The organism is Mycetocola zhadangensis (assembly GCF_003668565.1).
GTDB classification, from domain to species: domain Bacteria; phylum Actinomycetota; class Actinomycetes; order Actinomycetales; family Microbacteriaceae; genus Mycetocola_A; species Mycetocola_A zhadangensis.
On sequence record NZ_RCWJ01000001.1, the window covers coordinates 892,964 to 915,299 of the forward strand.

General features: G+C 63.1%; 20 protein-coding genes. 13 read left to right on the top strand and 7 right to left on the bottom strand.

The window, feature by feature from the left end:
- Nucleotides 1-65 precede the first annotated feature (65 nt).
- On the top strand, nucleotides 66-359 hold the full coding sequence (locus D9V28_RS04295; RefSeq protein WP_121658897.1) for a DUF4193 domain-containing protein: 294 nt from the start codon (nucleotides 66-68) through the stop codon (nucleotides 357-359).
- Here D9V28_RS04295 and D9V28_RS04300 read toward each other — a convergent pair.
- Nucleotides 356-817, bottom strand: a complete 462-nt coding sequence (locus D9V28_RS04300) for a DUF3093 domain-containing protein (protein WP_121658424.1) — start codon at nucleotides 815-817, stop codon at nucleotides 356-358. The two genes, D9V28_RS04295 and D9V28_RS04300, sit on opposite strands and share 4 nt — an antisense overlap.
- A gap of 38 nt (nucleotides 818-855) precedes the next feature.
- On the opposite strand from D9V28_RS04300, the gene dut reads away from it, so the two are divergent.
- The 6 genes from dut to D9V28_RS04330 all read left to right on the top strand — a co-directional run bounded on the left by dut (nucleotide 856) and on the right by D9V28_RS04330 (nucleotide 9,098).
- Nucleotides 856-1,314: a dUTP diphosphatase gene (dut, locus tag D9V28_RS04305; protein ID WP_121658425.1), complete on the top strand. Its 459-nt coding sequence runs from the start codon at nucleotides 856-858 to the stop codon at nucleotides 1,312-1,314.
- Nucleotides 1,311-2,033, top strand: coding sequence for a DUF3710 domain-containing protein (locus D9V28_RS04310; RefSeq protein WP_121658426.1), 723 nt, complete (start codon nucleotides 1,311-1,313; stop codon nucleotides 2,031-2,033). The genes dut and D9V28_RS04310 overlap by 4 nt, the downstream gene beginning before the upstream one ends.
- Nucleotides 2,033-2,800: a DUF3159 domain-containing protein gene (locus D9V28_RS04315; protein ID WP_121658427.1), complete on the top strand. Its 768-nt coding sequence runs from the start codon at nucleotides 2,033-2,035 to the stop codon at nucleotides 2,798-2,800. The genes D9V28_RS04310 and D9V28_RS04315 overlap by 1 nt, the downstream gene beginning before the upstream one ends.
- Nucleotides 2,801-2,962: 162 nt before the next feature.
- Nucleotides 2,963-5,773: an aconitate hydratase AcnA gene (gene acnA / locus D9V28_RS04320; RefSeq protein ID WP_121658898.1), complete on the top strand. Its 2,811-nt coding sequence runs from the start codon at nucleotides 2,963-2,965 to the stop codon at nucleotides 5,771-5,773.
- 117 nt (nucleotides 5,774-5,890) lie between these two features.
- Nucleotides 5,891-7,846, top strand: coding sequence for a 1-deoxy-D-xylulose-5-phosphate synthase (gene dxs, locus D9V28_RS04325; protein ID WP_121658428.1), 1,956 nt, complete (start codon nucleotides 5,891-5,893; stop codon nucleotides 7,844-7,846).
- A 70-nt stretch (nucleotides 7,847-7,916) separates the two neighbouring features.
- Nucleotides 7,917-9,098 (top strand): N(5)-(carboxyethyl)ornithine synthase, encoded by a 1,182-nt coding sequence (locus tag D9V28_RS04330; RefSeq protein ID WP_121658429.1) that lies wholly within the window; start codon nucleotides 7,917-7,919, stop codon nucleotides 9,096-9,098.
- Nucleotides 9,099-9,150: 52 nt separating this feature from the next.
- On the opposite strand, the gene D9V28_RS04335 is transcribed toward D9V28_RS04330, so the two are convergent.
- The 4 genes from D9V28_RS04335 to D9V28_RS04350 form a co-directional block, all read right to left on the bottom strand.
- Nucleotides 9,151-11,286, bottom strand: a complete 2,136-nt coding sequence (locus D9V28_RS04335) for a 3-hydroxyacyl-CoA dehydrogenase NAD-binding domain-containing protein (protein ID WP_121658430.1) — start codon at nucleotides 11,284-11,286, stop codon at nucleotides 9,151-9,153.
- 5 nt (nucleotides 11,287-11,291) lie between these two features.
- Nucleotides 11,292-12,488: a thiolase family protein gene (locus D9V28_RS04340; RefSeq protein ID WP_121658431.1), complete on the bottom strand. Its 1,197-nt coding sequence runs from the start codon at nucleotides 12,486-12,488 to the stop codon at nucleotides 11,292-11,294.
- A gap of 74 nt (nucleotides 12,489-12,562) precedes the next feature.
- A complete protein-coding gene (locus D9V28_RS04345; protein WP_121658432.1) occupies nucleotides 12,563-13,762 on the bottom strand; it encodes an HRDC domain-containing protein in 1,200 nt (399 codons plus the stop codon).
- Nucleotides 13,755-14,351 (bottom strand): DUF3000 domain-containing protein, encoded by a 597-nt coding sequence (locus tag D9V28_RS04350; RefSeq protein WP_121658433.1) that lies wholly within the window; start codon nucleotides 14,349-14,351, stop codon nucleotides 13,755-13,757. The genes D9V28_RS04345 and D9V28_RS04350 overlap by 8 nt, the downstream gene beginning before the upstream one ends.
- Nucleotides 14,352-14,376: 25 nt before the next feature.
- Between D9V28_RS04350 and D9V28_RS04355 the strand changes: the two genes are divergently transcribed.
- Nucleotides 14,377-15,564 carry an alpha/beta hydrolase family protein gene (locus D9V28_RS04355; RefSeq protein WP_229727719.1) on the top strand — a complete coding sequence of 396 codons (1,188 nt, stop codon included), beginning with the start codon at nucleotides 14,377-14,379 and terminating at the stop codon, nucleotides 15,562-15,564.
- Nucleotides 15,565-15,570: 6 nt separating this feature from the next.
- On the opposite strand, the gene D9V28_RS04360 is transcribed toward D9V28_RS04355, so the two are convergent.
- Together D9V28_RS04360 and D9V28_RS04365 are read right to left on the bottom strand one after the other, a co-directional pair.
- Nucleotides 15,571-16,008, bottom strand: coding sequence for a SufE family protein (locus D9V28_RS04360; protein ID WP_121658435.1), 438 nt, complete (start codon nucleotides 16,006-16,008; stop codon nucleotides 15,571-15,573).
- A 7-nt stretch (nucleotides 16,009-16,015) separates the two neighbouring features.
- A complete protein-coding gene (locus tag D9V28_RS04365; protein ID WP_121658436.1) occupies nucleotides 16,016-16,912 on the bottom strand; it encodes a sulfurtransferase in 897 nt (298 codons plus the stop codon).
- 147 nt (nucleotides 16,913-17,059) lie between these two features.
- Here D9V28_RS04365 and zapE point away from each other — a divergent pair, with 147 nt between their 5' ends.
- The 5 genes from zapE to D9V28_RS04390 all read left to right on the top strand — a co-directional run bounded on the left by zapE (nucleotide 17,060) and on the right by D9V28_RS04390 (nucleotide 22,264).
- Nucleotides 17,060-18,100: a cell division protein ZapE gene (gene zapE / locus D9V28_RS04370; RefSeq protein ID WP_121658437.1), complete on the top strand. Its 1,041-nt coding sequence runs from the start codon at nucleotides 17,060-17,062 to the stop codon at nucleotides 18,098-18,100.
- A 166-nt stretch (nucleotides 18,101-18,266) separates the two neighbouring features.
- Nucleotides 18,267-19,499 carry an ammonium transporter gene (locus tag D9V28_RS04375; RefSeq protein ID WP_121658438.1) on the top strand — a complete coding sequence of 411 codons (1,233 nt, stop codon included), beginning with the start codon at nucleotides 18,267-18,269 and terminating at the stop codon, nucleotides 19,497-19,499.
- Nucleotides 19,500-19,633: 134 nt separating this feature from the next.
- Entirely contained in the window at nucleotides 19,634-20,185 is a 552-nt protein-coding gene (locus tag D9V28_RS04380; RefSeq protein WP_229727720.1) for a type II toxin-antitoxin system PemK/MazF family toxin, read from the top strand.
- Between the two features lie 73 nt (nucleotides 20,186-20,258).
- Entirely contained in the window at nucleotides 20,259-20,963 is a 705-nt protein-coding gene (locus D9V28_RS04385) for an endonuclease/exonuclease/phosphatase family protein (RefSeq protein ID WP_121658439.1), read from the top strand.
- A gap of 143 nt (nucleotides 20,964-21,106) precedes the next feature.
- Nucleotides 21,107-22,264: a ScyD/ScyE family protein gene (locus D9V28_RS04390; protein WP_183086417.1), complete on the top strand. Its 1,158-nt coding sequence runs from the start codon at nucleotides 21,107-21,109 to the stop codon at nucleotides 22,262-22,264.
- Nucleotides 22,265-22,336: the final 72 nt, after the last annotated feature.

A 22,336-nucleotide genomic window follows, 5' to 3' on the forward strand; every position in this document is an offset into this window, starting at 1 on the left:
ATCCAGATTGATGCAAACTGTGGCCGCCGAAAGCGATCGGAAGACAACACAAGAAGTGGATGGACATGGCAACGGATTACGACGCCCCCAGGAAAACCGACGACGATTCAGAGTCGATTGAGGCCCTCAAGGAGCGCGTGCCAGACAAACTGTCTGGATCTGTCGGTGACGAAGATGCCGACAACCCCGGCGGTTTCGACCTGCCGGGCGCCGACCTTTCGGACCTCGACCTCGATGTCGTCGTTCTGCCGCCGCAGGCTGACGAGTTCACCTGCGTTGAGTGCTTCCTCGTGAAGCACCGCTCACAGATCGACCACGAGTCAAAGCTCGGACCGGTCTGCCTGGAGTGTGCAGCCTAGTTTTCGACGGGAACATCTGGCCGTTGCGATCGTACGATCGCAGCGGCCAGTTCTGTTGGTCGACGTGTTGAGAGAAGCCAGTACGGTGTCGGGTCATTCGGGTCGAGGATCTGAACCTTGACCACTCCACGGATGCCACCACGAAGAATCAGAAAAGCCCTCGCGTTGAGCCTTTGGCCGCGTTCCAGAGAAGCCTCTTCCCCGTCGAACGGGACGACATCGCCGACCAGGTTAACCCCGATCGTTGCGCGCCCCGCTGACAGCTTGCCGTCGCGAACAGCGAGGATCGGCGCTCCGTAGACAAACAAACCGACGCAACCGGCGTACAGCACGATTCCAGTGACAGCTCCGACGAGCATGGAAAGCGGAGCAAGCACAAGCAGGCTGGCCGGGATGACGAGCGCAGTCGCCACCAGGATCCACGGTGCAGGCCATAAACGTTCGCGATATTCGGCCATGTCTCTTCTCATCCAGACTTCTGCACTACCCTCGACACGTGACCGAAAGCGTAGACGTACTCATTGTCGCCCCGGAACTGCCTGCTTACGCCCACCCGGGCGATGCGGGCGCAGACCTCAAGTCTACTGAAGACCTGACTCTCGCACCCGGTGAGCGTGCTGTTGTCGGCACCGGCATCTCCATCGCCCTCCCAGACGGTTACGTCGCGTTTGTCGTGCCGCGGTCGGGACTGGCGTCCAAGCACGGCATCACGATCGTGAACTCGCCTGGCACCGTCGACGCCGGGTACCGCGGGGAGATCCGAGTGACTCTGCTGAACACCGACAACAGCAACCCGTATTCGATTGCCGCGGGCGACAGGATCGCTCAGATCATCGTCATGCCCGTATCGAAAGCACGGTTCGTGCCCGTCGAGTCCCTCCCCGGCAGTTCCCGTGGGGATCGCGGCTTCGGCTCGACCGGTTATGACACGATTCAGACAGGAGCTCAGGCATGAGCAAGAAGAACAAGAACACCGCAGCCGAGACGGAACTGGCCGCTGACGTGACGGAACCCGAGAGCGCGGAGCTCGAGGAGTCCTCAGACGCCCAGTCGACAGCTGTCAGCGCGGTCGACGCTGAGGACGCGGACGCACTGGATATTTCGAAGTCCGCGCCGGTAGACCGGGCCACCGAAGGTCCATTCGACGAGTCTGAGGCCAACGCGGTCCGCCCATACATCGACCTGGGAGGAGTCAAGATCCTTCCGCGCGATGGCCTCAACCTGCGGCTCGAGGTCGAGGAGAGCACCAAGCGCATCGTTGCTGTTGGGCTCGATTACGCCGGGTCGACCCTGCAGATCCAGCCGTTCGCGGCACCGCGAAGCACGGGTCTGTGGCACGAGACCCGCGAGCAGATCCAGGACCAGATCGCACGACAGGGCGGAACCGTAACGGAACGCGACGGCACTTTCGGCCCGGAATTGCTTGCCGAGGTTCCCGTCGTGTCAGGTTCGGACGGTTCAGCCGGCACCCGCATCGCTCGTTTCGTCGGTGTTGACGGTCCCCGCTGGTTCCTGCGCGGCGTCATTGCCGGAGAGGCGGCAACCAATGCGGAAGCTGCAGCACTTGTCGAGGACCTTTTCCGAAGTGTCGTCGTTGTGCGAGGTTCGTCACCGATGCCTCCGCGCGACCTGATTCCGCTTGTCATGCCGCCAACCGCCGCACCGACGGACTAATGCCTGAGCTTTCAGACGACCACGTGCGGGGCACCAACGCCGGTGCCGATGGGGCAAAAGAGGCCGCACCGCAGGAGAGCGAAGCCGCAGCAGCGGTAAATGCGGCGATTGCCGAAGCGGCACGGAAGTCGGGGCTCAACGTTCTTGCGCAGGCGGAGAAGCCAAACGGTCACGTCCTGCTCGAGGCGATGGGTGGCATCCGGGGCCTCGTAGAAGCCGTTGTCCCTGGGCTCCTCTTTCTTGTGGTGTACACGCTCTCGAAGGACCTGCTCCTTTCCCTTGTGGTCTCTGTCGGTATTGCAGCGGTGCTCACTGTTGCTCGACTGATCCAGAAGACACCGGTGGCAAGCGCCGTCGGTGGGCTGATCGGGGCCGTGGTGTCGGCGGCGCTCGCGCTCTTCACCGGCCGACCAGAGGACAACTTTGTCCTTGGCTTCGTCACCAACGGGGCGTACGCCGCTGCATTGCTGGTCTCGATCCTCGTCGGCTGGCCTCTGATCGGCCTCATCGCGGGTTACCTCATGAATGACTCGACGGCCTGGAAGAAGGACACCGTCAAGCGGCGCACTTTCGCGCTCCTCACCCTGTGCTGGGCCGGAATGTTCCTGGCGCGACTGGCCGTGCAGCTCCCTCTGTACTTCTCGGGGAACGTTGAGTGGCTCGCTGGCACCAAACTGTTCATGGGGCTGCCGTTGTACGCGCCGATGCTGATCGTCACGTGGCTGGCCGTGCGCGCGTTGTACCGCAAATACCCTGTCGCCTCCTGATAGAGTTATCTCGACATCAAGATAAATTGGTCGCAGGTGGCCCCTCAGGCTATGCCTGAGAGTTAGGCAAACCTTGCTAGAAAAACTGGCGCAGGGGAACCCAAGATTGACCCAAGGCAGGCAGTCGTGTCAGTGCCTGTGCCAACGAAGGAGAAGGCAAACGTGTCTACCGTTAATAGCTTCGGGGCGAAGAACACTCTCACAGTCGGTGGCACCGACTACGAGATCTTCCGTCTCGACACAGTCCAGGGCTACGAGAAGCTGCCGTTCAGCCTCAAGGTCCTCCTTGAGAACCTGCTCCGCACCGAAGACGGCAAAAACGTCACGGCGGAGCAGATTCGCACTCTCGGCAGCTGGGACCCGTCGGCAGAGCCCGACACCGAGATCCAGTTCACCCCGGCACGCGTCGTCATGCAGGACTTCACAGGAGTGCCGTGCATCGTCGACCTCGCCACCATGCGTGAGGCCGTAGCTGAGCTCGGGGGAGACCCGACCAAGATTAACCCGCTCGCTCCAGCCGAGCTCGTCATCGACCACTCGGTGATCGCCGACCTCTTCGGCACCGAAGATGCTCTGGAGCGCAACGTCGAGATCGAGTACCAGCGGAACGGTGAGCGTTACCAGTTCCTCCGTTGGGGACAGACCGCGTTCGAGGACTTCAAGGTCGTTCCGCCAGGAACCGGCATCGTGCACCAGGTCAACATTGAGTACCTGGCCCGCGTCACATACACCCGCACCGTCAACGGCGCGCTCCAGGCATACCCGGACACCCTCGTCGGAACCGACTCGCACACCACCATGGTGAACGGGCTCGGCGTACTCGGCTGGGGTGTCGGCGGAATCGAAGCAGAGGCGGCCATGCTCGGCCAGCCCGTTTCGATGCTCATCCCGAAGGTCGTCGGCTTCAAGCTCACCGGCTCTATTCCAACGGGAGTGACCGCAACAGACGTAGTGCTCACCATCACCCAGCAGCTCCGCAAGCACGGTGTCGTCGGCAAGTTCGTCGAGTTCTACGGTGAAGGTGTTGCCGAGGTTCCCCTGGCTAACCGCGCCACCATCGGAAACATGAGCCCCGAGTTCGGCTCGACGGCCGCGATGTTCCCCATCGACGACGTGACGCTCGACTACCTGCGCCTCACCGGCCGAAGCGAAGAGCAGGTCAAGCTCGTCGAAGAGTACTCGAAGGTTCAGGGACTCTGGCACGACCCGTCCGTTGAGCCATCGTTCAGCGAGTACCTCGAACTCGACCTGTCGACAGTGGTGCCGTCGATCGCCGGCCCGAAGCGTCCGCAGGACCGCATTGAGCTCAGCGCAGCGAAGAACCAGTTCGAACTTGACCTCAACAACTACGCTGACGTCACACACGACCTCGTCGATCTCGAAACCAGCGAGTCCTTCCCGGCGTCTGACCCGCCAGCCAACACACCGGAGAGCGAGCACAACCACCACACGCACTCGCACACGAGCCACGCGCCCTCAACGGCGTCGAAGCCGACGGAAGTGACGCTGGACGACGGCTCGAAGTTCACACTCGACCACGGCGCTGTGACCATCGCCGCGATCACCTCGTGCACGAACACGTCCAACCCTTCCGTCATGCTCGCTGCTGGTCTTCTCGCCCGCAACGCGGCGAAGAAGGGCCTGACGGCGAAGCCGTGGGTCAAGACCACCCTGGCTCCCGGCTCCAAGGTTGTCACCGACTACTACGCCAAGGCCGGCCTCACCGACGACCTGGAGGCCCTCGGCTTCTACACGGTTGGATACGGCTGCACCACCTGTATCGGTAACTCCGGCCCGCTCGCCGAAGAAATCTCGGCAGCAATCAACGAGAGCGACCTCGCCGTGACGGCAGTGCTCTCGGGTAACCGAAACTTCGAGGGGCGCATCAACCCCGACGTAAAGATGAACTACCTGGCCAGCCCGCCGCTGGTCATTGCTTACGCACTTGCCGGATCGATGAACTTTGACTTCGAAACGGATGCGCTCGGCAAAGACACAGAAGGAAACGACGTTTTCCTGAAGGACATCTGGCCGGACTCCGCAGAGGTCCAGAGCACGATCGACAGCTCAATCGACACCGAAATGTTCACCCACGAGTACGCTTCGGTGTTCGAGGGTGACGAGCGCTGGCGTTCACTGCCGACCCCGGCAGGAAGCACCTTCGACTGGAACCCCGAGTCGACGTACGTGCGGAAGCCCCCGTACTTCGAGGGCATGACGATGGAGACGACTCCGGTCGCCGACATCACCGGTGCCCGCGTGCTCGCCAAGCTCGGCGACTCGGTGACAACCGACCACATCAGCCCAGCCGGTTCCATCAAGGCGGACAGCCCGGCCGGTCGCTATCTCACTGAGCACGGCATTGAGCGCAAGGACTTCAACTCCTATGGTTCCCGCCGCGGAAACCACGAGGTGATGATTCGCGGAACCTTCGCGAACATCCGCCTGAAGAACCAGCTGCTCGATGGAGTCGAGGGTGGGTACACCCGCGACTTCACCCAGGCAGACGCCCCTGAGTCCTTCATCTACGACGCGTCGCAGAACTACCAGGCAGCCGGCGTTCCGCTGGTGATCCTCGGTGGCAAGGAGTACGGCTCCGGATCGTCGCGCGACTGGGCTGCAAAGGGCACAAGCCTCCTCGGAGTGAAGGCAGTCATCACCGAGAGCTTCGAGCGTATTCACCGCTCGAACCTCATCGGAATGGGCGTCGTCCCGCTGCAGTTCCCCGCGGGCGAGAGCTGGGAGAGCCTCGGCCTCGACGGCACAGAGTCGATCAGCATCATCGGACTCGAAGCGCTCAACGACGGCACCACCCCGAAGACCGTGCACGTCGTCGCAGAGCCGACCGAGCACTCGCCGGAGGGCAAGCAGCCGGTTGAGTTCGACGCTGTCGTACGGATCGACACCCCGGGTGAAGCGGACTACTACCGCAACGGTGGCATCCTGCAGTACGTTCTGCGGAGCCTCGTCTAAGAAAGCACCACCTCTCACGGCTGCCCCTGAACGATTCCAACCGGAAACGCTCAGGGGCAGCGCGTAGAGTGGAGCGCGCCGATCGCACCAGCGATGGCAGAAATGTTGGGAGTTCGAATGGGTCTTCTTGAGTCGATCCGAGGTCCACGTGACCTCGATGCCCTCTCGAAGGATCAACTCGTGCAACTGGCCGCGGAGGTTCGTACCTTCCTGGTCAGCGAGGTCTCGCGCACAGGCGGGCACCTCGGGCCCAACCTCGGTGTTGTCGAATTGACCCTCGCGATCCACCGGGTGTTTGACTCGCCGAACGACGCCATTGTCTTCGACACCGGCCACCAGTCCTACGTGCACAAGTTGCTCACTGGTCGCCAGAACTTTGAAAACCTGCGCGAGCGCGGCGGACTCGCCGGCTATCCCCAGCGCAGCGAGTCACCCCACGACATCGTGGAAAGCTCACACGCCTCGAGTTCACTGAGCTGGGCTGACGGAATATCCCGCGCCTTCGAGATGACAGGGCAGACCGAGCGCAGCGTTGTTGCAGTTGTCGGCGACGGCGCCCTCACCGGTGGAATGACCTGGGAAGCGCTCAACAACATCAGCGACGACAACACCCGTCGCCTCATCATCGTTGTGAACGACAACGGCCGCTCCTACGCGCCAACGATCGGCGGCATGGCACGGTTCCTCAACACCGTGCGCACACGTCGGGCCTACAAGGATCTCTACCTCACCAGCCAGCGCATGTTCGACCGCCTCGGTGCCCCTGGACGCGCTGTCTACCGCGGCGTGCGGGGCGGCGCCCACGGGTTCCTCAGCCGCTTCAGCAACAACGAAGCGCTGTACTCGAACCTGGACATCAAGTACATCGGCCCCGTTGACGGTCACGACCTCCACGCCATGCAGGAAGCGCTCGAGCAGGCGAAAAGCTATGGCGCGCCCGTCATCGTTCACGCCATAACGCAAAAGGGCAAGGGCTACGCCCCGGCCGTCGATGACGAGGCCGACCAGTTCCATGCCGTCGGAAAGATCGACCCGATCACCGGTGAACCGATCTCGGCAAGCAGCGGCCAGTCCTGGACGGGGGTCTTCAGCGACACCCTCGTCTCGCTCGCAGAGAAGAACGAGAAGATTGTCGGGCTGACCGCCGCCATGCTTCGCCCAACCGGGCTGCACAAATTCGCTGAGCGATTCCCTAACCGGGTGCACGACGTTGGCATCGCCGAGCAGCACGCCGCGACAAGCGCCGCTGGCCTCGCTTTCGGAGGGTTACACCCTGTCGTCGCCATCTACGCGACATTCGTCAACCGTGCATTCGACCAGATCCTGATGGACATCGCGCTGCATAAGGCGGGTGTCACCTTCGTACTGGACCGCGCTGGCGTCACCGGACCGGACGGCCCCTCCCACCACGGCATCTGGGATCTCGCTATCCTTCAGCTCGTTCCCGGCATCCGCCTCGCCGCCCCTCGTGACGCCGAGCGCCTGCAGGAGGAGCTCGCCGAAGCCGTCGCCGTCGACGACGCACCAACTGTGCTTCGCTTTCCCAAGGGCAACGTGCAAGCGCCCATCCCGGCACTCCGACGCACGGCCGACAAGGTCGACGTGCTCTACGAGAGCGAAAAGCCCGACGTCCTCATCGTCACGGTCGGCCCGATGGCCGACATCGGTCTCGACGTCGCCCGCCGCCTGGAGGCCCAGGGTATCGGCGCAACGGTTATCGACCCTCGCTGGGTGGTGCCTGTGCCGCAGAGCGTCATCGAACTGGCCCGCACGCACCGGCTCGTGATCTCGATCGAAGACGGTATTCGCGTCGGCGGGATTGGAACACGAATCCGACAGGACCTTCGCAGCGCCGGCGTTGACACGGCAGTCGACGAACTCGGTCTGCCTGACTCGTTCATTTCGCACGCCACTCGCGAGCAGATCATGTTCGACGCTGGTCTCACCGGCCAGCAGATTGCGCGCGATGTTGTTGCCCAGGTTCTCGGAAGTCGCATTCCGGTCGCACGGCCCGTTTCTCACGCTGACGAGCGGGAGCCCGCGAACGAGCGAGAGAACAGCGAACAGGCGTAGGCGGCTCGCCGACGCCGCTGTGGCGTAGTCTCTGAGGCACGTTCAACGCTGATCTTGCTCAAGGAGACTCATGACCGACAGGTCAATTCACGCCGCACCAGCCACCGACTTCCGAACGCTCGGCGTCTTGGCCACGTCGCGAAAAAAGCACGAGCGGCGCCTCCCGATCCACCCATTGCACTTCGAACGAATCGAGGACGACCTCCGCGCACGGATGGTTGTCGAAGAGGGCTACGGGGCGCGATTCGGGGTTTCGGACGCCACTCTTCGCGGGCTCGTCGCGGCCGTGCTCCCTCGCGCTGAGGTGTTGAGCCGCTCCGACATTGTCGTCCTCCCGAAACCGCAGGCAGCCGACCTCGCAGAGCTTCGCGATGGACAGACGCTCTGGGGCTGGCCGCACTGTGTCCAGGACCCAGAACTGACTCAGCTCGCCATCGACAACAAACTCACGCTGATCGCGTTCGAGGCCATGAACCACTGGACGCGGGAGGGCAGCTTCGCCCTGCACGTGTTCCACAAGAACAACGAGATCGCCGGCTACGCTGCGGTCCTCCACGCACTCGAGCTTGTCGGATCCTCCGGCGACTATGGACGGCGCCTCAACGCCGTCGTGATTGGCTTTGGAGCGACGGCCAGGGGAGCGGTCACCGCGCTCAACGCCCTCGGCGTTCACGACGTCACCGTGCTGACCAGCCGCGAGCGTGCGGCAGTGAGCGCGCCCATCCACTCCGCAACGATCGTCCAGTTCGCCCAGGACGATGACGGCGCATTTCTCTCTGCGGTACTCACTGACGACGGCAGAAAACCGCTCGCACCTTTCTTGGCACAGCACGACATCGTCGTGAACTGTTCGCTCCAGGATCCGAACGACCCGATGATCTACGTGACAACAGACGACCTCGCTCTGTTCACCCCAGGCAGCCTGCTGATCGACGTGTCATGTGATGAGGCCATGGGGTTCGAGTGGGCGAAGATGACGACCTTCGACGAGCCCCTCGTCGAGGTCGGCGACCACATCAGCTACTACGCCGTCGACCACACACCGTCCCACCTGTGGAACTCCGCCACCTGGGAGATCAGCGAAGCCCTTCTGCCGTTCCTTCGCACGGTCATGGACGGTCCGACCGACGACGACCAGAACGAAACCATCCGTCGCGCCGTCGAAATTCGTGACGGCGTCATCCAGAACCCGGCGATCCTCGCGTTCCAGCACCGCGCAGCCGCGTACCCGCACGAGGTATCGCCCGGTTAACGAGAAAACGCCCAGCGGAAGAGCTGGGCGTTTCCTCGTTGCAGTTATTTAACTAGCGGATGCCACGGATCTCCGGATCGTGGAATGTCCCGCCAAAGACACGCTGGCTCGCACCTGTGCGGTCGAGGTACGGTGTCACACCGCCCATGTGGAATGGCCAGCCGGCTCCGAGGATCATGCACAGGTCGATGTCCTCCGGGGCCTCAACCACCTGGTCGTCGAGCATCCGGTGGATCTCATCAGCCAGGCCATCCTCGAGACGCCGCAAAATGGCATCCGTTGTCAAAGGGGTCTTGCCACCGGAGACGACCTTCAGCGCGCCCTTGTCGAAGCCCTTCACCTTGCCCTTCGAGTCCTTCTCAAGCAACGTGCCATATTCAGCGAGCTTGTGCAGGTTGTCGCTGCGGTAGAACCGCTCAGGGAAGGCAGCGTGGTGGGTGTCGAGCACGTGCGCACCGACCTTGAGTCCAACCAGATCGAGCAGCTGCGATGGCGGCATCGGCAGGCCGAGCGGCGCGAGTGCCTCGTCGACCGTTGCAAAGCTCGTTCCGGAGTCAACGGCGAACATCGCCTCGCCGAGCACCTTGGCCAGCACACGGTTGACGACAAAGCCGGGCGTGTTGCGGGTGATGACCGCGTTCTTGCGCAGGTTCTTCGCGGTGGCCATTGCCGTTGCCAGTGCTTCGTCCGTTGTTTTCGGAGTTTTGACAACCTCGATGAGCGGCATCACCGCGACCGGGTTGAAGAAGTGGAAACCGACGAGCCGTTCCGGATGCGCCAGCTTGGCGCCGATCTCCTCGACAGACAGCGACGAGGTGTTTGTGGCGAGGATCGCTGTCTCAGAGATGTACTGCTCAACGTCGGCGAAGACGTCCTGCTTGACGCCGAGTTCTTCGAAGACAGCCTCGATCACCCAGTCGCAGTCGGCGAAGTCGCTCTTGTTCGTTGTGCCGGAGATGAGGGCGTTCAGCCGGTTCGCTTCATCGGGGGAGATACGCTTCTTGCCCAGGAGCGTGGCGATCTCGCCGCGGATGTAGTCGAGTCCCTTGTCGACGCGACCCTGATCGAGGTCGGTAATCACGACGGGAACCTGGAGGCGGCGAACGAACAGCAGTGCGAACTGGCTGGCCATCAGACCGGCGCCGATCACACCGATCTTCGTGACTTTCTGGGCCAACGCTTTATCCGGAGCGCCCGCGGGTCGCTTGGCGCGCTTCTGCACGAGGTTGAATGCGTAGTTGCTGGCGTGGAACTGGTCGCCGGTTGAGAGTTCAGCCAGAGCGCGGTCTTCGCGCTCGAAGCCCTCGGAACGGCTACCGCTCTTCGCGGCCTTGAGCAGGTCAAGTGCGAGGTACGGCGCCTTCGGCACTGAGCCGATCTTCGACTCGAGCATCTTGCGTGCGATGCTCACGGCCGCGTCCCATTTGACGAGCCGCTCCACCTTGCCCGGCTGGTTCTTGCGCGTCACCTTGGTTGAGCCGTCGAGAACGGCGCCGGCCCAGCGCAGCGAATCCTCGAGGAACGTCGCCGCAGGGAACATGGCGTCCGCAATACCGAGCTCAAAAGCGTCAGGGCCCTTGAGCATGCGGTTCATCTTGAGGGGGTTCTCAATGACGACCTTGAGCGCGTTCTCGATGCCGATGAGGTTCGGCAGTAGGTAGGCGCCACCCCAACCAGGGATGAGGCCGAGGAAGACCTCGGGAAGCGCGATCGCCGGTGCTGAGGCATCGACGGTGCGGTAGGTAGCGTGGAGCCCGATCTCGAGGCCGCCACCGAGAGCGAGCCCGTTGATGAACACAAACGACGGCACTCCGAGGGTGTCGAGCTTGTTGAATACGAAGTGGCCCAGCTGGCCGAGGAGCACAGCCGTCTCGCGCGACTCAATTTCACTGACCTTGCTGAGGTCGGCGCCAGCGGCGAGGATGAAAGGCTTTCCGGTGACGGCGACCGCATCGATCTCTTTGCGCGCAGCGCGCTCCCGCTGTTCGTCGAGAACCTTGCCGAGTTCGAGCAGTGTGTTCGGCCCGAAGGTGTTCGGGCGGGTGTGGTCACGACCGTTGTCGAGAGTCACGAGTGCGATCGTCCGGCCACCTGCCAGGGTCACATCGCGAACGAAGGAGTGGGTGACAACCTCATCGGCGCTCAGTTCGACGAGCGGGGAGAAGTCGAGTGTGGAGTAATCGGTCATCGCGGTTACTTCTTTCCCTTCCAGTTCGGGTTTTCCCAGATGACGCTTCCGCCCTGGCCGAGACCAACGCACATGGCGGTGAGGCCGTAACGCACGTCAGGACGCTCAGCGAACTGCGCAGCCAACTGGTTCATCAGGCGAACGCCGGACGCGGCGAGCGGGTGCCCGACCGCGATGGCACCGCCCCACTGGTTGACTCGTGGGTCGTCATCGTCGATACCGAAGTGATCGAGCAGCGAGAGCACCTGGATGGCGAACGCTTCGTTGAGCTCGAAGAGACCGATGTCGTCGATCGTCAGTCCGGCCTTTCTGAGCGCCTTCTCCGTCGACGGCACAGGGCCGATGCCCATGATCTCCGGTTCAACACCGGCAAATGCGAAGCTCACCATGCGCATCTTCGGCTTGAGGCGGAATTCCTTCACCGCTGAACCGCCGGCGAGCAAGCTCACGGTTGCACCGTCGGTGAGGGGAGATGCGGTGCCGGCGGTGACACGGCCGTGCGCGCGGAACGGCGTCTTGAGATTGGCGAGCCCTTCCATGGTTGTCTCCGGCCGTGTTCCCTCGTCGCGGGTCGCAAGTCCCCAGCCGGTCTCGCTCTTGATGGCGACCGGAATGAGGTCGGGCTGGATCTTCCCGGCGTCGTACGCTGCCTGCAGTTTGTGCTGGCTGCGCATGCCGAAGCGGTCAGCGCGCTCCTTGGTCAGGTGGGGGAAACGGTCGTGGATGCGCTCGGCGGTCTTACCCATGTCGAGTGCGTCTGCTGAGACAAGCTTCTCCGTGAGGAACCGCGGGTTCGGGTCGGCGTCGGCTCCGAGCGGGTGCCGTCCCATGTGCTCGACGCCTCCGGCGATCGCGAAGTCGTACGCGCCAAAGCCAATAGCGCTACCCACCTGCGTGACAGCGGTCATCGCGCCAGCACACATCCGGTCGATCGCATATCCAGGAACGGACTGCGGCAGTCCGGCGAGGAGAGCTGTCGTGCGGCCGAGCGTGAGTCCCTGGTCGCCCTGCTGCGTCGTGGCGGCGATCGCCACCTCGTCGATGCGGTCCTTCGGCACGTCCGGGTTGCGCTCAAGCAAACCGATCATGGCCTTCACGACCAGGTCGTCTGCGCGGGTGTTCCAGTACATGCCTTTTTGTCCGGCGCGACCAAAGGGGGTTCGCACTCCATCAACAAAAAAGACGTCAGCTATTTCGGCCACTTTGCCTCCCAATTCTCGGATACGAACTCGATCCTAGGAGCGGGAAAAAACGCCGCCGCATCCTTTGACTCTTCCTACGACTCGCTTTTCTGCAGTTCGGATGCCTTTTGGTCACCTTCTACAAAGGCATCGACGATCGTCTGTACGGTAGCTTCAATTTGCCACGCACGGGCGCCGAGCTCGCGCAGGGCGTCACCCACCGCCTCAACGGACAGCGGCTCGGGCGGAGTCCATGCCACTCGGCGAAGAGTCTCGGGCGTGAGGACGTTCTCGAGCGGGATGGACAGCGACTCGGCCACGAGGGTGAGCGAGGTTCGCGCGGCCTTGAGCCGCGCATCGGCCTCCGGGTTGCGCTCGGACCAGGCCCGAGCCGGGGGCAGTACGTCGCTGGCGGCCGGGCGCAGGGGCGGCGGGTCGTCGGTGGTGAGCCCGCGTTCAACTGCGTTCCACCACACCGACAGGTCTGTGCGGCTCGCGCGTCCCTTGAAGTCGCGAAGAGCGGCAAGCGCAGCGCTTGACCGCGGTTGCGCTTTCACGACGGCGACGAGCGACGCATCGGGAACGAGCCTGCCTGGAGCGACGTCTCGTTCGCGAGCGAGGGCATCCCTCGCCGTCCACAGCTCGCGTGCAACGGCGAGATTTCGTGCGCCGCGGACGCCGTGGAGTCCGGAGAGCCGTCGCCAGGGATCCTGACGGCTCGCCTTGGGCTGCCGCATGCGGGTTGCCTCGAACTCCTCGCGAGCGATCTGCTCTTTGCCCGACTCGACGAGCATCTCGTCGAGTTTGTCGCGCACATCGACGAGGAGTTCAACATCGAGTGCCGCGTACTCGAGCCAGGTTTCCGGCAGCGGACGCGTCGACCAGTCAGCAGCTGAGTGTTCCTTGGCGAGATGGATGCCGAGGAGCTCCTCAACGACAGCTCCGAGACCGACCCGATGAAGGCCAAGCAGCCGACCGGCCAGCTCGGTGTCAAACACGCGTGTCGGGTCGAGTCCAACCTCTCGGAGGCAGGCCAGGTCCTGGCTCGCGGCGTGAATGATCCACTCCTCGTCCCGAATCGCCTCGTTCAGTACGTCAAACCGGCCGATTGCCGGCGGGTCGAAGAGGAAGACGCCTGCACCGCGTCGAAACACCTGGATCAGGTAGGCGCGCTGTGAGTAGCGGTAACCGCTTGCTCGTTCAGCGTCGACGGCGACCGGTCCGTGTCCGTTGAAAATCTGTGCGACTGCATCGAGGTACTCGGCCTCGGTATCGATGACGTGACGGTCAGTCACGTGCCGTCCTGCGGGTTGACAACAGGGTTACACCTTCGGTTGTTGGCGGAAGCCCGGCGAGCATGCACAGCAGCTCACCCCAGCCTTCGACGTGGGAGGACACGTCGTCTTCGAGAGGCGTCCAGGACGCCCTCAACTCGATCTGGGCGCCATCGGGCTGATCGGCGAGTTCGCCGAACCCGGTCGAGAGGATCTTGGTGGCTGTGCCGGACGGGGACGCATACTTCGCGCCGCGGGCAGTAAGGGCGTCGACGAGCCAGGACCAGGCCACTTCGGCCAGGAAGGGGTCGAGTCCGATCTCCGTTTCGAGCGGGGCCTGAGCGAAGCACACGACGCGGAACGGGCCGCCCCACGCCTCCGGCTCCGCCGGGTCGTAGAGGAGGATGAATCGCCCTGTACCGAGCTCGGAGTCGGCACCGTGCCTGGTCGGAGTCACGTCAGCGGCCAGCGCGACGGAGTACGGCGCAAGGTTGTTCGGCGCCGGGATTTCGTGCACACTGAGCTCGTCGCGCGCCTGGGCGCGGCGCACGGATTCCAGTGCGCGCGCGAACGGCGCAGGGAGCTCCGCGTCTGTTGGTCTGTCAGCCACGATTGCAGACTAGAGTTACTTGCCAATGAAACGACACAGCCACGCCGTCGAGCCTGCCAGACGACCGCAAAGACAGATGCTGCGAGCGTCGCTCGCCCTCGGAGGCTTCCTCGTGACCGCAGCGACGGCATCCGTTTTCCTGGTCTCGACGGTCGCTCGCCGCGTGGTGACCCCCGCACGGAAGCGCGCGCGTGAGACCGATGTTCTCGCGCTCGACCGAGCCGAGGGGACGATCACGCTTGGCCGCAACCCGGATACGGCGTTACCCGGCCGGTACGGGCTGTGGTTCGGGGCGGACGACCGGTATCTGCAGCTCGGGCCAATTCTCCGTTCGGATGCCTCAACCGTGACACGCACCCTGCTGACCCCGGCGAGCGAGCTTGAGGGTGTCGCCGAGTCGGGGCCGGCGACGTTCAGCGGATGGTTCTACTCTCACCCCGAGCAATTGAACCTGGACTGGCGCGACGAGACCATCCAGACTCCGGTGGGCCCGGCGCCCGCGTGGCTGTTTCCCGTCGATACCGATCGCTGGGTTATCGCGGTACACGGCCGGGGAACAACCCGGAGCGAGTGCCTGCGCGCGGTTCCTGTTCTGCACGACGCCGGGTACACCACCCTCCTCGTGTCGTATCGCAACGACGGCGACGCACCGCAGAGCGGCGACGGCCTGTACGGCCTCGGCGACACCGAGTGGGAGGACGTTGACGCGGCCATCGCGTTCGCCGCTCAGCACGGTGCAACCTCGGTGGTTCTGATGGGTTGGTCGATGGGCGGCGCCATCTCGCTTCAGGCCTCGCTTCGCGCTGACCGCGCTGACCTCATCTCCGGAATCATCCTGGAGTCGGCCGTTGTCGATTGGGGGAGTGTGCTCGAGTACCAGGCCGATGCGGGCAGGATCCCCGTTTTCGTGCGTCGTGCGGCAATCGCGGCCATCAGCAATCATTGGGGTCGTTCACTCACCGGCCTTGACACAGTCGTGAACTTTCCGGCGCTCGACATGGTGCGTCGCTCTGGCGAGCTCAACAAGCCAATGCTCGTGCTGCACAGCGACGATGACGGTTTTGTTCCCGCGGATGCTGCCCACGAGCTCGCAACACTCCGCAGTGACCTGGTCACGTTTGTGCCGTTCGAAACGGCTCGCCACACCAAGCTCTGGAACTTCGACGAAGCCAGGTGGACATCGGCCATCCGGGACTGGCTGGCCGGCGACTGAGCGAGCCTAGTCGGCGATACGCTCGGCCAACTGGCGTTTGGTGCGGCGCAACATTCCGTTCATGCCGTTGAGCCGAAGCGGGGAAACCACGCGGGTGAGGCCGAGCATTTGCGGAAAATCATCGGGAATTGCGAGCACGTCAGCCGGGGTCAGGCCGTCGACCGCTTGAGCGAGGATGCTGGCGAACCCGCGGGTGGTCGGCGACTCGCGCGGTGCCGTTGCGTGCAGGTGAACGGCGTCCGACTCGACGTCGACAAAGATGTAAACGGGCGACTGGCACTCAACAACCCGCTCAAGCAGATCCGGGTGATCGGCGTATTTCGCCGGCAGGTCAGGGAGTTCCTGCGAAAACTCGAGCAGGAGCTGAAGTCGCGACTTCTCGTCGAGTTCGAGGAAGTCGTCGCGAATTTCGGCCAGCTGGTCGGGTAGCGCTGCGTCAGTCATCGGATCCTCAGGCCAGCTCGCCCGGTTCGGTACCGACGGCGATCGGCACCCGAACGGCGCTGCCCCACTCGGTCCATGAGCCGTCGTAGTTGCGCACGTTTTCGAAGCCAAGCAGGTGGTGCAGCACGAACCAGGTGTGGCTGGACCGTTCCCCGATGCGGCAGTAGGCCACGACGTCGTCTCCGTCGGACAATCCCGCTCCGTCCCGGTAGACGGAGTTCAACTCGTCGAGCGGCTTGAAGGTTCCGTCAGGTGCGACGGCCTGCGACCACGGCACGCTCCTCGCTGTAGGAATGTGGCCGGCGCGCAGGGCGCCCTCTTCGGGGTACGCAGGAGCCGTTGTGCGCTCACCGCTGTACTCCTCGGGTGAACGCACGTCGATGAGCGGCTTACCGAGGTGGGCGAGCACGTCGTCCTTGTATGCACGGATGGAGGAGTCGTTTCGTTCGACAACCGGGTATTCGGTCCGCGGCCGCTCCGTGGCATCCGTCGTCATCAATCGTCCATCGGAGATCCACTTGTCTCGACCGCCGTCGAGGAGACGAACGTCCGAGTGCCCGAAGAGGGTGAATACCCAGAGTGCGTACGCGGCCCACCAGTTGTTTTTGTCGCCGTAGATCACGACCGTGTCGTCGCGGGCGATGCCCTTCTCGCTCATCAGCTCGGCGAACGCAGCACCGTCGATGTAGTCCCGCTGTACCGGGTCGTTGAGATCGGTGTGCCAGTCAACCTTGACCGAACCGCGGATGTGTCCGATTTCGTAGAGCAAAACGTCCTCGTCGGATTCGACAACGACGAGTCCGGGCTGGCCCAGTCGTTCCTCGAGCCAGTCCGCGGTGACCAGGCGGTCGGGGTGAGCGTAAGCGGCGAACTTGTCGCTGGTGGCGTCGGTTTCGACAGGAATGGGGTACCTCCGGGAATTGACCCGCTGCGTTCCGGGCGCGGCACGCGGGGGATTAGGCTGGAAACTCGGCTCCCTGAGCTGAATTTACGCACGATTGCGGCTGAAGTTTTACGCGCCGTAAGACTTCGACACACGAGGTATTCTCCCATGACAAACTCACAGTCTTCTGTTCGAGTAAGCATCGCTGACCGCAACCCAGAGACCACAGGAGCTGAGATTGCGGCGAGTTTAACTCCACCACCTCAGTTCACGGATGCCAGCTTCGAGAGTTATCGACCGGACCCAGCGTTTGCGTCGCAGCAGGAAGCCGTCGAGTTGTTGAGCGCGTTCGCCGGGAGTTGGGGAGTGACGAAGTCGTCTGGCGGGTTCTTCGGGCGGAAGAAGAAGACGCCTGACGTGAAACCAGGCGTTTATCTCGACGGCGGATTCGGCGTCGGCAAAACCCACCTGCTCGCAGCGCTGTGGCACGCGGCTCCCGGGCCGCGCAAGTATTTCGGCACGTTCATCGAGTACACGGCGCTGGTTGGCGCCCTCGGCTATGCGAACGCTGTTGAGTCCCTTCGCGGGTCGACCCTTCTGTGCATCGACGAGTTTGAACTGGACGACCCGGGCGACACGATGATGATAACCCGCCTGCTTACCGAGTTGGTGGCATCCGGAACTCGAATCGCAGCCACATCGAACACGCCGCCCAATGCCCTCGGCGAGGGGCGGTTCGCCGCGGCGGACTTCCTTCGGGAGATCCACGCCATGTCGGGGCATTTCACGACCCTGCGGATCGACGGGGAAGACTATCGCCGACGGTCGATGGAGGGGCACGCTGAGGCGATCACCCCTGCTGAGTACGACGCCCGGCTTGAGGGAGCAACCAGTTCGGGGCTGACGGTCACAGACGACAGCTTCGACACGGTGATCACCCACCTCGCCGGTGTGCACCCGTCGCGCTACATCAAGTTGCTCGCCGGCGTCGGCGCGATCGGGCTCCGAGACGTGCACGAGCTGTCATCACAGACCGAGGCGCTTCGCCTTGTTGCGTTCATCGACAGGGTTTACGACGCGCAGATTCCGATTCACGCCACGGGTGTTCCGCTTGATGAGGTGTTCGGCGGCGACATGCTCTCCGGCGGGTACCGCAAGAAGTACCTGCGCGCCATGTCGCGGATGATCGCCCTGACCAGAGGTTCCTAGCCCCGCGTAACACGGTTTTTACACAGCCGGGCCGCACGTAACAGTCCTGAAACATCGAGTGCACCGCGTCCGAAACCTCCGACGCGCATGCTGATTCCACACCGACAAGCGCACAGCGCGTCAGTCTCGGTCAGCCCGATGCACTCGAGAGAACTAAGGACACAATATGGACACCGGCAGCATTGCCTGGGGGATCACAGCTACCGCACTTGTGCTGCTGATGACTCCCGGCGTCGCATTCTTCTACGGCGGCCTCGTCAAGGCGAAGAGCGTCATCAGCATGATGATGATGAGCTTCGGGGCGCTCGGCCTCATCACTGTTTTGTGGATTCTCTACGGATTCAACATGAGCGCCGTGACCAGCCCGGCCGACTTCGCGGGCAACCCCTTCTCTGACTTCGGGCTCACCGCCCTCTCGCAGGGCGAGTCTGGCAACACCGACCTGCTCGGTGCCACATACGGCGCAACCTTCGCGATCATCACCATCGCCCTCATCTCCGGTGCGATCGCCGACCGGGCCAAGTTCGGTTCCTGGATGATCTTCGCTGGCATCTTCGCCACGGTCGGCTACTTCCCGATCGCCGCATGGGTGTGGGGCGGCGGCTGGATCATGAACCTCGGAACGACGCTCTTCGGTGAAGACGCCGGCATCGGTGTCATCGACTACGCGGGTGGTACCGCCGTCCACATCAACGCGGGTGCCGCGGCCCTCGCGCTCGCTCTCGTCCTCGGCAAGCGCGTTGGATTCCAGAAGGGAATTCAGAAGCCGCACAACGTTCCTCTTACCCTCCTGGGAGCATCGATCCTCTGGTTCGGCTGGTTCGGCTTCAACGCGGGTGCTGAGTGGCTCAACGGTCTTGAGAACGTTGGACTGATCGTCATCAACACGCTTGGCGCCACGGCAGCTGCCATCATCGGCTGGCTCGTCATCGAAAAATTCAAGGACGGCAAGGCCACGAGCGTCGGAGCAGCATCGGGTGCAGTCGCCGGTCTCGTCGCGGTCACACCGGCCTGCGCCAACCTGACGCCCGGCTGGGCGCTGCTCCTCGGCGTGATCACCGGAGCGATCTGCGCACTCGCGGTTGAGCTCAAGTTCAAGCTCGGCTTTGACGACTCGCTCGATGTTGTCGGCATCCACCTCGTCGGTGGCCTCGTCGGAACCCTGTACCTGGGCTTCTTCGCCACCGAGACCGGCCTGTTCGTCGGCGGCGGATTCGAGCAGCTCATCGTTCAGGTGATCGCAGCACTCGCGGTTCTCGCTTACTCCTTCGTCGTTGCCTTCATCATCGGATTCGCAATCCAGAAGACGCTCGGTTTCCGCGTCAAGAACGAAGACGAAATCGCCGGAGTGGACACCAGCGTGCACGGCGAGGAGGGCTACGCCCTCGAGGTCGTCTAACCCCTCGGAAGTTCATTAGGGACGGGGCGCCACCAACCGGTGGCGTCCCGTTCTGGCGTCCACGGCACCAGGCACGGGAACTAGGATGGGCCGGGCAGAGACGCGAGATCAGAGCGTCGAGAGAAGGGTTCGGAGTGAGCAGGTTCGGCGACGTCATCCGTTCGCTCGTCTCGTCGGCGATCGGGCGGTCAACGACACCCTCCCGCCAAACGCCTTCGCCGTCGCCGCACGCCGAGGGCAAGACAGCGGCGTCCGGCATGGAAGAGCCAGGCAGGTTTGGCGACTCAGCCACAGTGGAAGTTGACCCAGCGGCGATCGGCCGGGTCCGGATGACGTACGTTCCATCAACAGACGGTGATCCCGACCCTGGCGAGATTGTGTGGACCTGGGTGCCGTTCGAAGAGCGTGATGGCCGGGGCAAGGACCGCCCGGTCCTCATCGTCGCGGAGGAGCCGGGCGGGACTCGACTCGCTGTGCAGCTCACCTCGAAACCCCACGATGGCTCGCGGGACTATATTCCCGTTGGCAGCGGACCGTGGGACGCTCAGGGACGCCAGAGCTGGGCCAACATTGATCGAGTGTTCCGGGTTCTCCCCGCTGGCATGCGTCGCGAGGCATCCGCCATCGACAAGAGCGCGTTCGTGCGTGTCGCAGCCGCTCTGCGCGACCTTTACGGTTGGCATTGAATTTGGTGCCAACTCGCGAACTTGCCTCACTACAATTGTGCATCCACACATTCACCTGACCGGGGGATAGCTCATTAAGATCGTCAGTTATAACCTTCGAAAGCACGCCGCCAGCGCTGAGCTCGTCGACATCGAGCATCTTTACGATGTTGATGTGCTTTGCCTCCAGGAAGCGGATGCCGTGCTGTTGCCTGACAGGGTCGGGCACCTTCGACTCGCCGACGCAACCAAGGCAAATCGGCTCGGATTGGCCATCTACGTCAATGACGAGCGTTTCACAATCGGCGACACCACTGCTTTCGAGCTCAAGAAGTCCCTGCACGACAGGTTGTTCTCTCCGGCCAACGAGCGTTTGATTGCTTCTCGTCTCTACGACAAAGAAGCCGAGCGTGAGATTCTCATCGCGTCGTTCCACGCTGCACCGCTGACCGCGCCTAATTCCCTCCGTCGGAAGCAGATCTCGACGGCGCATCGAGAGTTGGGTTCCCTTGCCGCGGGCATCCCCACAGTGATGGTCGGCGATTTCAATTACCCGATTTTCAAGAACAATCTGCGCCGGCGCATTCAGGAAATGGGTTACGAGCTCTCACTGAGTAACGCTCGGACGTACTCCCGTTACAAGATTTTCCGCGGGCACTTCGACTTTGTCACCTCGGTCAACATGGGTATCGATGAAGTTAAAACGCTCCCTCGCGGCGCATCGGACCACCGCCCCATCCTCGTAACGACCAGTTATCTTTCTGTCGACGCTGAGCCTCGACAAGAGATGGTTTCGTGAGTACGCTTTCGCAAATGTGAGAGAGAATCATGAACGACTCGCGATGATGCGCTAGTCCTTCTGCCCAGCACTCCTGCCCCAGCACAAATCCCAGCGATGACCTCGTGGCTTCTCTGTTTGGAATGAAGCAAGGGAGTACTGAAGTGAAATATCTACCAGTGACAGCGGTGACCGCAGCCGCCGTTCTCGCAACTGTCGCGATCGCCGCTCCGGCGAGCGCTGCGCCAGCACCACCAGTCCGCATTTCGCAATCCACTCTGGCCAGTGGACTGGTCACACCGTTCTCGCTCGACGTCGACGCTTCCGGCGCCTCTTACGTCACGCAGAGCTTCATCGGGGAACTGACGAAGGTCAACCCCGACCGGTCGACCTCAACGGTAGCGAGCGCGCCAAACTTTGAGCTCAGTGCTGTTTCCAGCCGGGACGGCACGGTCTACTACGCACAGGTTGAGCCTGCCCTGCACTCAAGCGCCGTCCTGATGAGTGTCACAGGACAGGGGGCTCCTGTTGAGGTGGCGGACCTGTGGGAGCACGAGAACACCATCAACCCTGACCAGGTGAACACGTACGGCTTCGTTGATCTGCCCCAGTCGTGCGCCGACCAGTTCGATCCGACCGGGCCGCTTGGTCCTGCCACCTACACGGGCATCGTTGATACCCACCCGTATGCATCGGCCGCGACGTCTGCCGGAGTCTACGTAGCGGACGCAGGGGCGAACGCCATCCTGAAGGCGGGCTACGACGGCGCCGTCTCGACTGTCGCCGTTCTGCCGCCAACTGCACCGGTTGTGGTGTCTGCTGAGCTGGCCGCCAAAGCGGGCTTCCCGGCCTGTGTTGCCGGTGCGTCCTACCGGTTTGAAGGGGTACCGACAGACGTGGAGGTCGGCCCTGACGGCTGGCTGTATGTCACGTCCCTCCCTGGTGGCCCTGAGGACGCAAGTCTCGGAATGCGCGGGTCTGTTGTGAAGGTGAATCCGACGTCAGGCCAGGTGGCCACGGTCGCCACGGGCTTCGTCGGGCCTACGGGACTGGCTGTGTCACAGCGGACCGGCGCGATCTTCGTCGCCGAGATGTTTGGCGGAGCAAATGGCGCAGGACAGGTCTCCGTAGTTCTTCCGTGGGGAGGCAAGCCAGTGGCCGCGCTCCCGGTGGTGTCACCTGCGGCCATCGAACTCGTCGGCACAAGCATCTACGTCACGAGAGACGCCTTCCTGACGGACGAAGCGGGCAACCCCCAACCCGTCGGCAAGCTCACCAAAGTGACGGTCTCCAGCCCGTTGCTGAAGAAGCACCTCGGCTGACCCCCGTTACCGACTGAGGGCCGCGACACGGACGTACACTCCGCGGCACGGCCCTCAGTTTGTGGCGGTTAG

Coding starts and splice junctions, on each gene's coding strand:
- D9V28_RS04295 (WP_121658897.1), top strand. CDS start 66: ATGGCAACGGATTACGACGCCCCCAGGAAAACCGACGACGATTCAGAG.
- D9V28_RS04300 (WP_121658424.1), bottom strand. CDS start 817: ATGGCCGAATATCGCGAACGTTTATGGCCTGCACCGTGGATCCTGGTG.
- D9V28_RS04310 (WP_121658426.1), top strand. CDS start 1,311: ATGAGCAAGAAGAACAAGAACACCGCAGCCGAGACGGAACTGGCCGCT.
- D9V28_RS04315 (WP_121658427.1), top strand. CDS start 2,033: ATGCCTGAGCTTTCAGACGACCACGTGCGGGGCACCAACGCCGGTGCC.
- dxs (WP_121658428.1), top strand. CDS start 5,891: ATGGGTCTTCTTGAGTCGATCCGAGGTCCACGTGACCTCGATGCCCTC.
- D9V28_RS04330 (WP_121658429.1), top strand. CDS start 7,917: ATGACCGACAGGTCAATTCACGCCGCACCAGCCACCGACTTCCGAACG.
- D9V28_RS04335 (WP_121658430.1), bottom strand. CDS start 11,286: ATGACCGATTACTCCACACTCGACTTCTCCCCGCTCGTCGAACTGAGC.
- D9V28_RS04355 (WP_229727719.1), top strand. CDS start 14,377: ATGAAACGACACAGCCACGCCGTCGAGCCTGCCAGACGACCGCAAAGA.
- D9V28_RS04360 (WP_121658435.1), bottom strand. CDS start 16,008: ATGACTGACGCAGCGCTACCCGACCAGCTGGCCGAAATTCGCGACGAC.
- zapE (WP_121658437.1), top strand. CDS start 17,060: ATGACAAACTCACAGTCTTCTGTTCGAGTAAGCATCGCTGACCGCAAC.
- D9V28_RS04375 (WP_121658438.1), top strand. CDS start 18,267: ATGGACACCGGCAGCATTGCCTGGGGGATCACAGCTACCGCACTTGTG.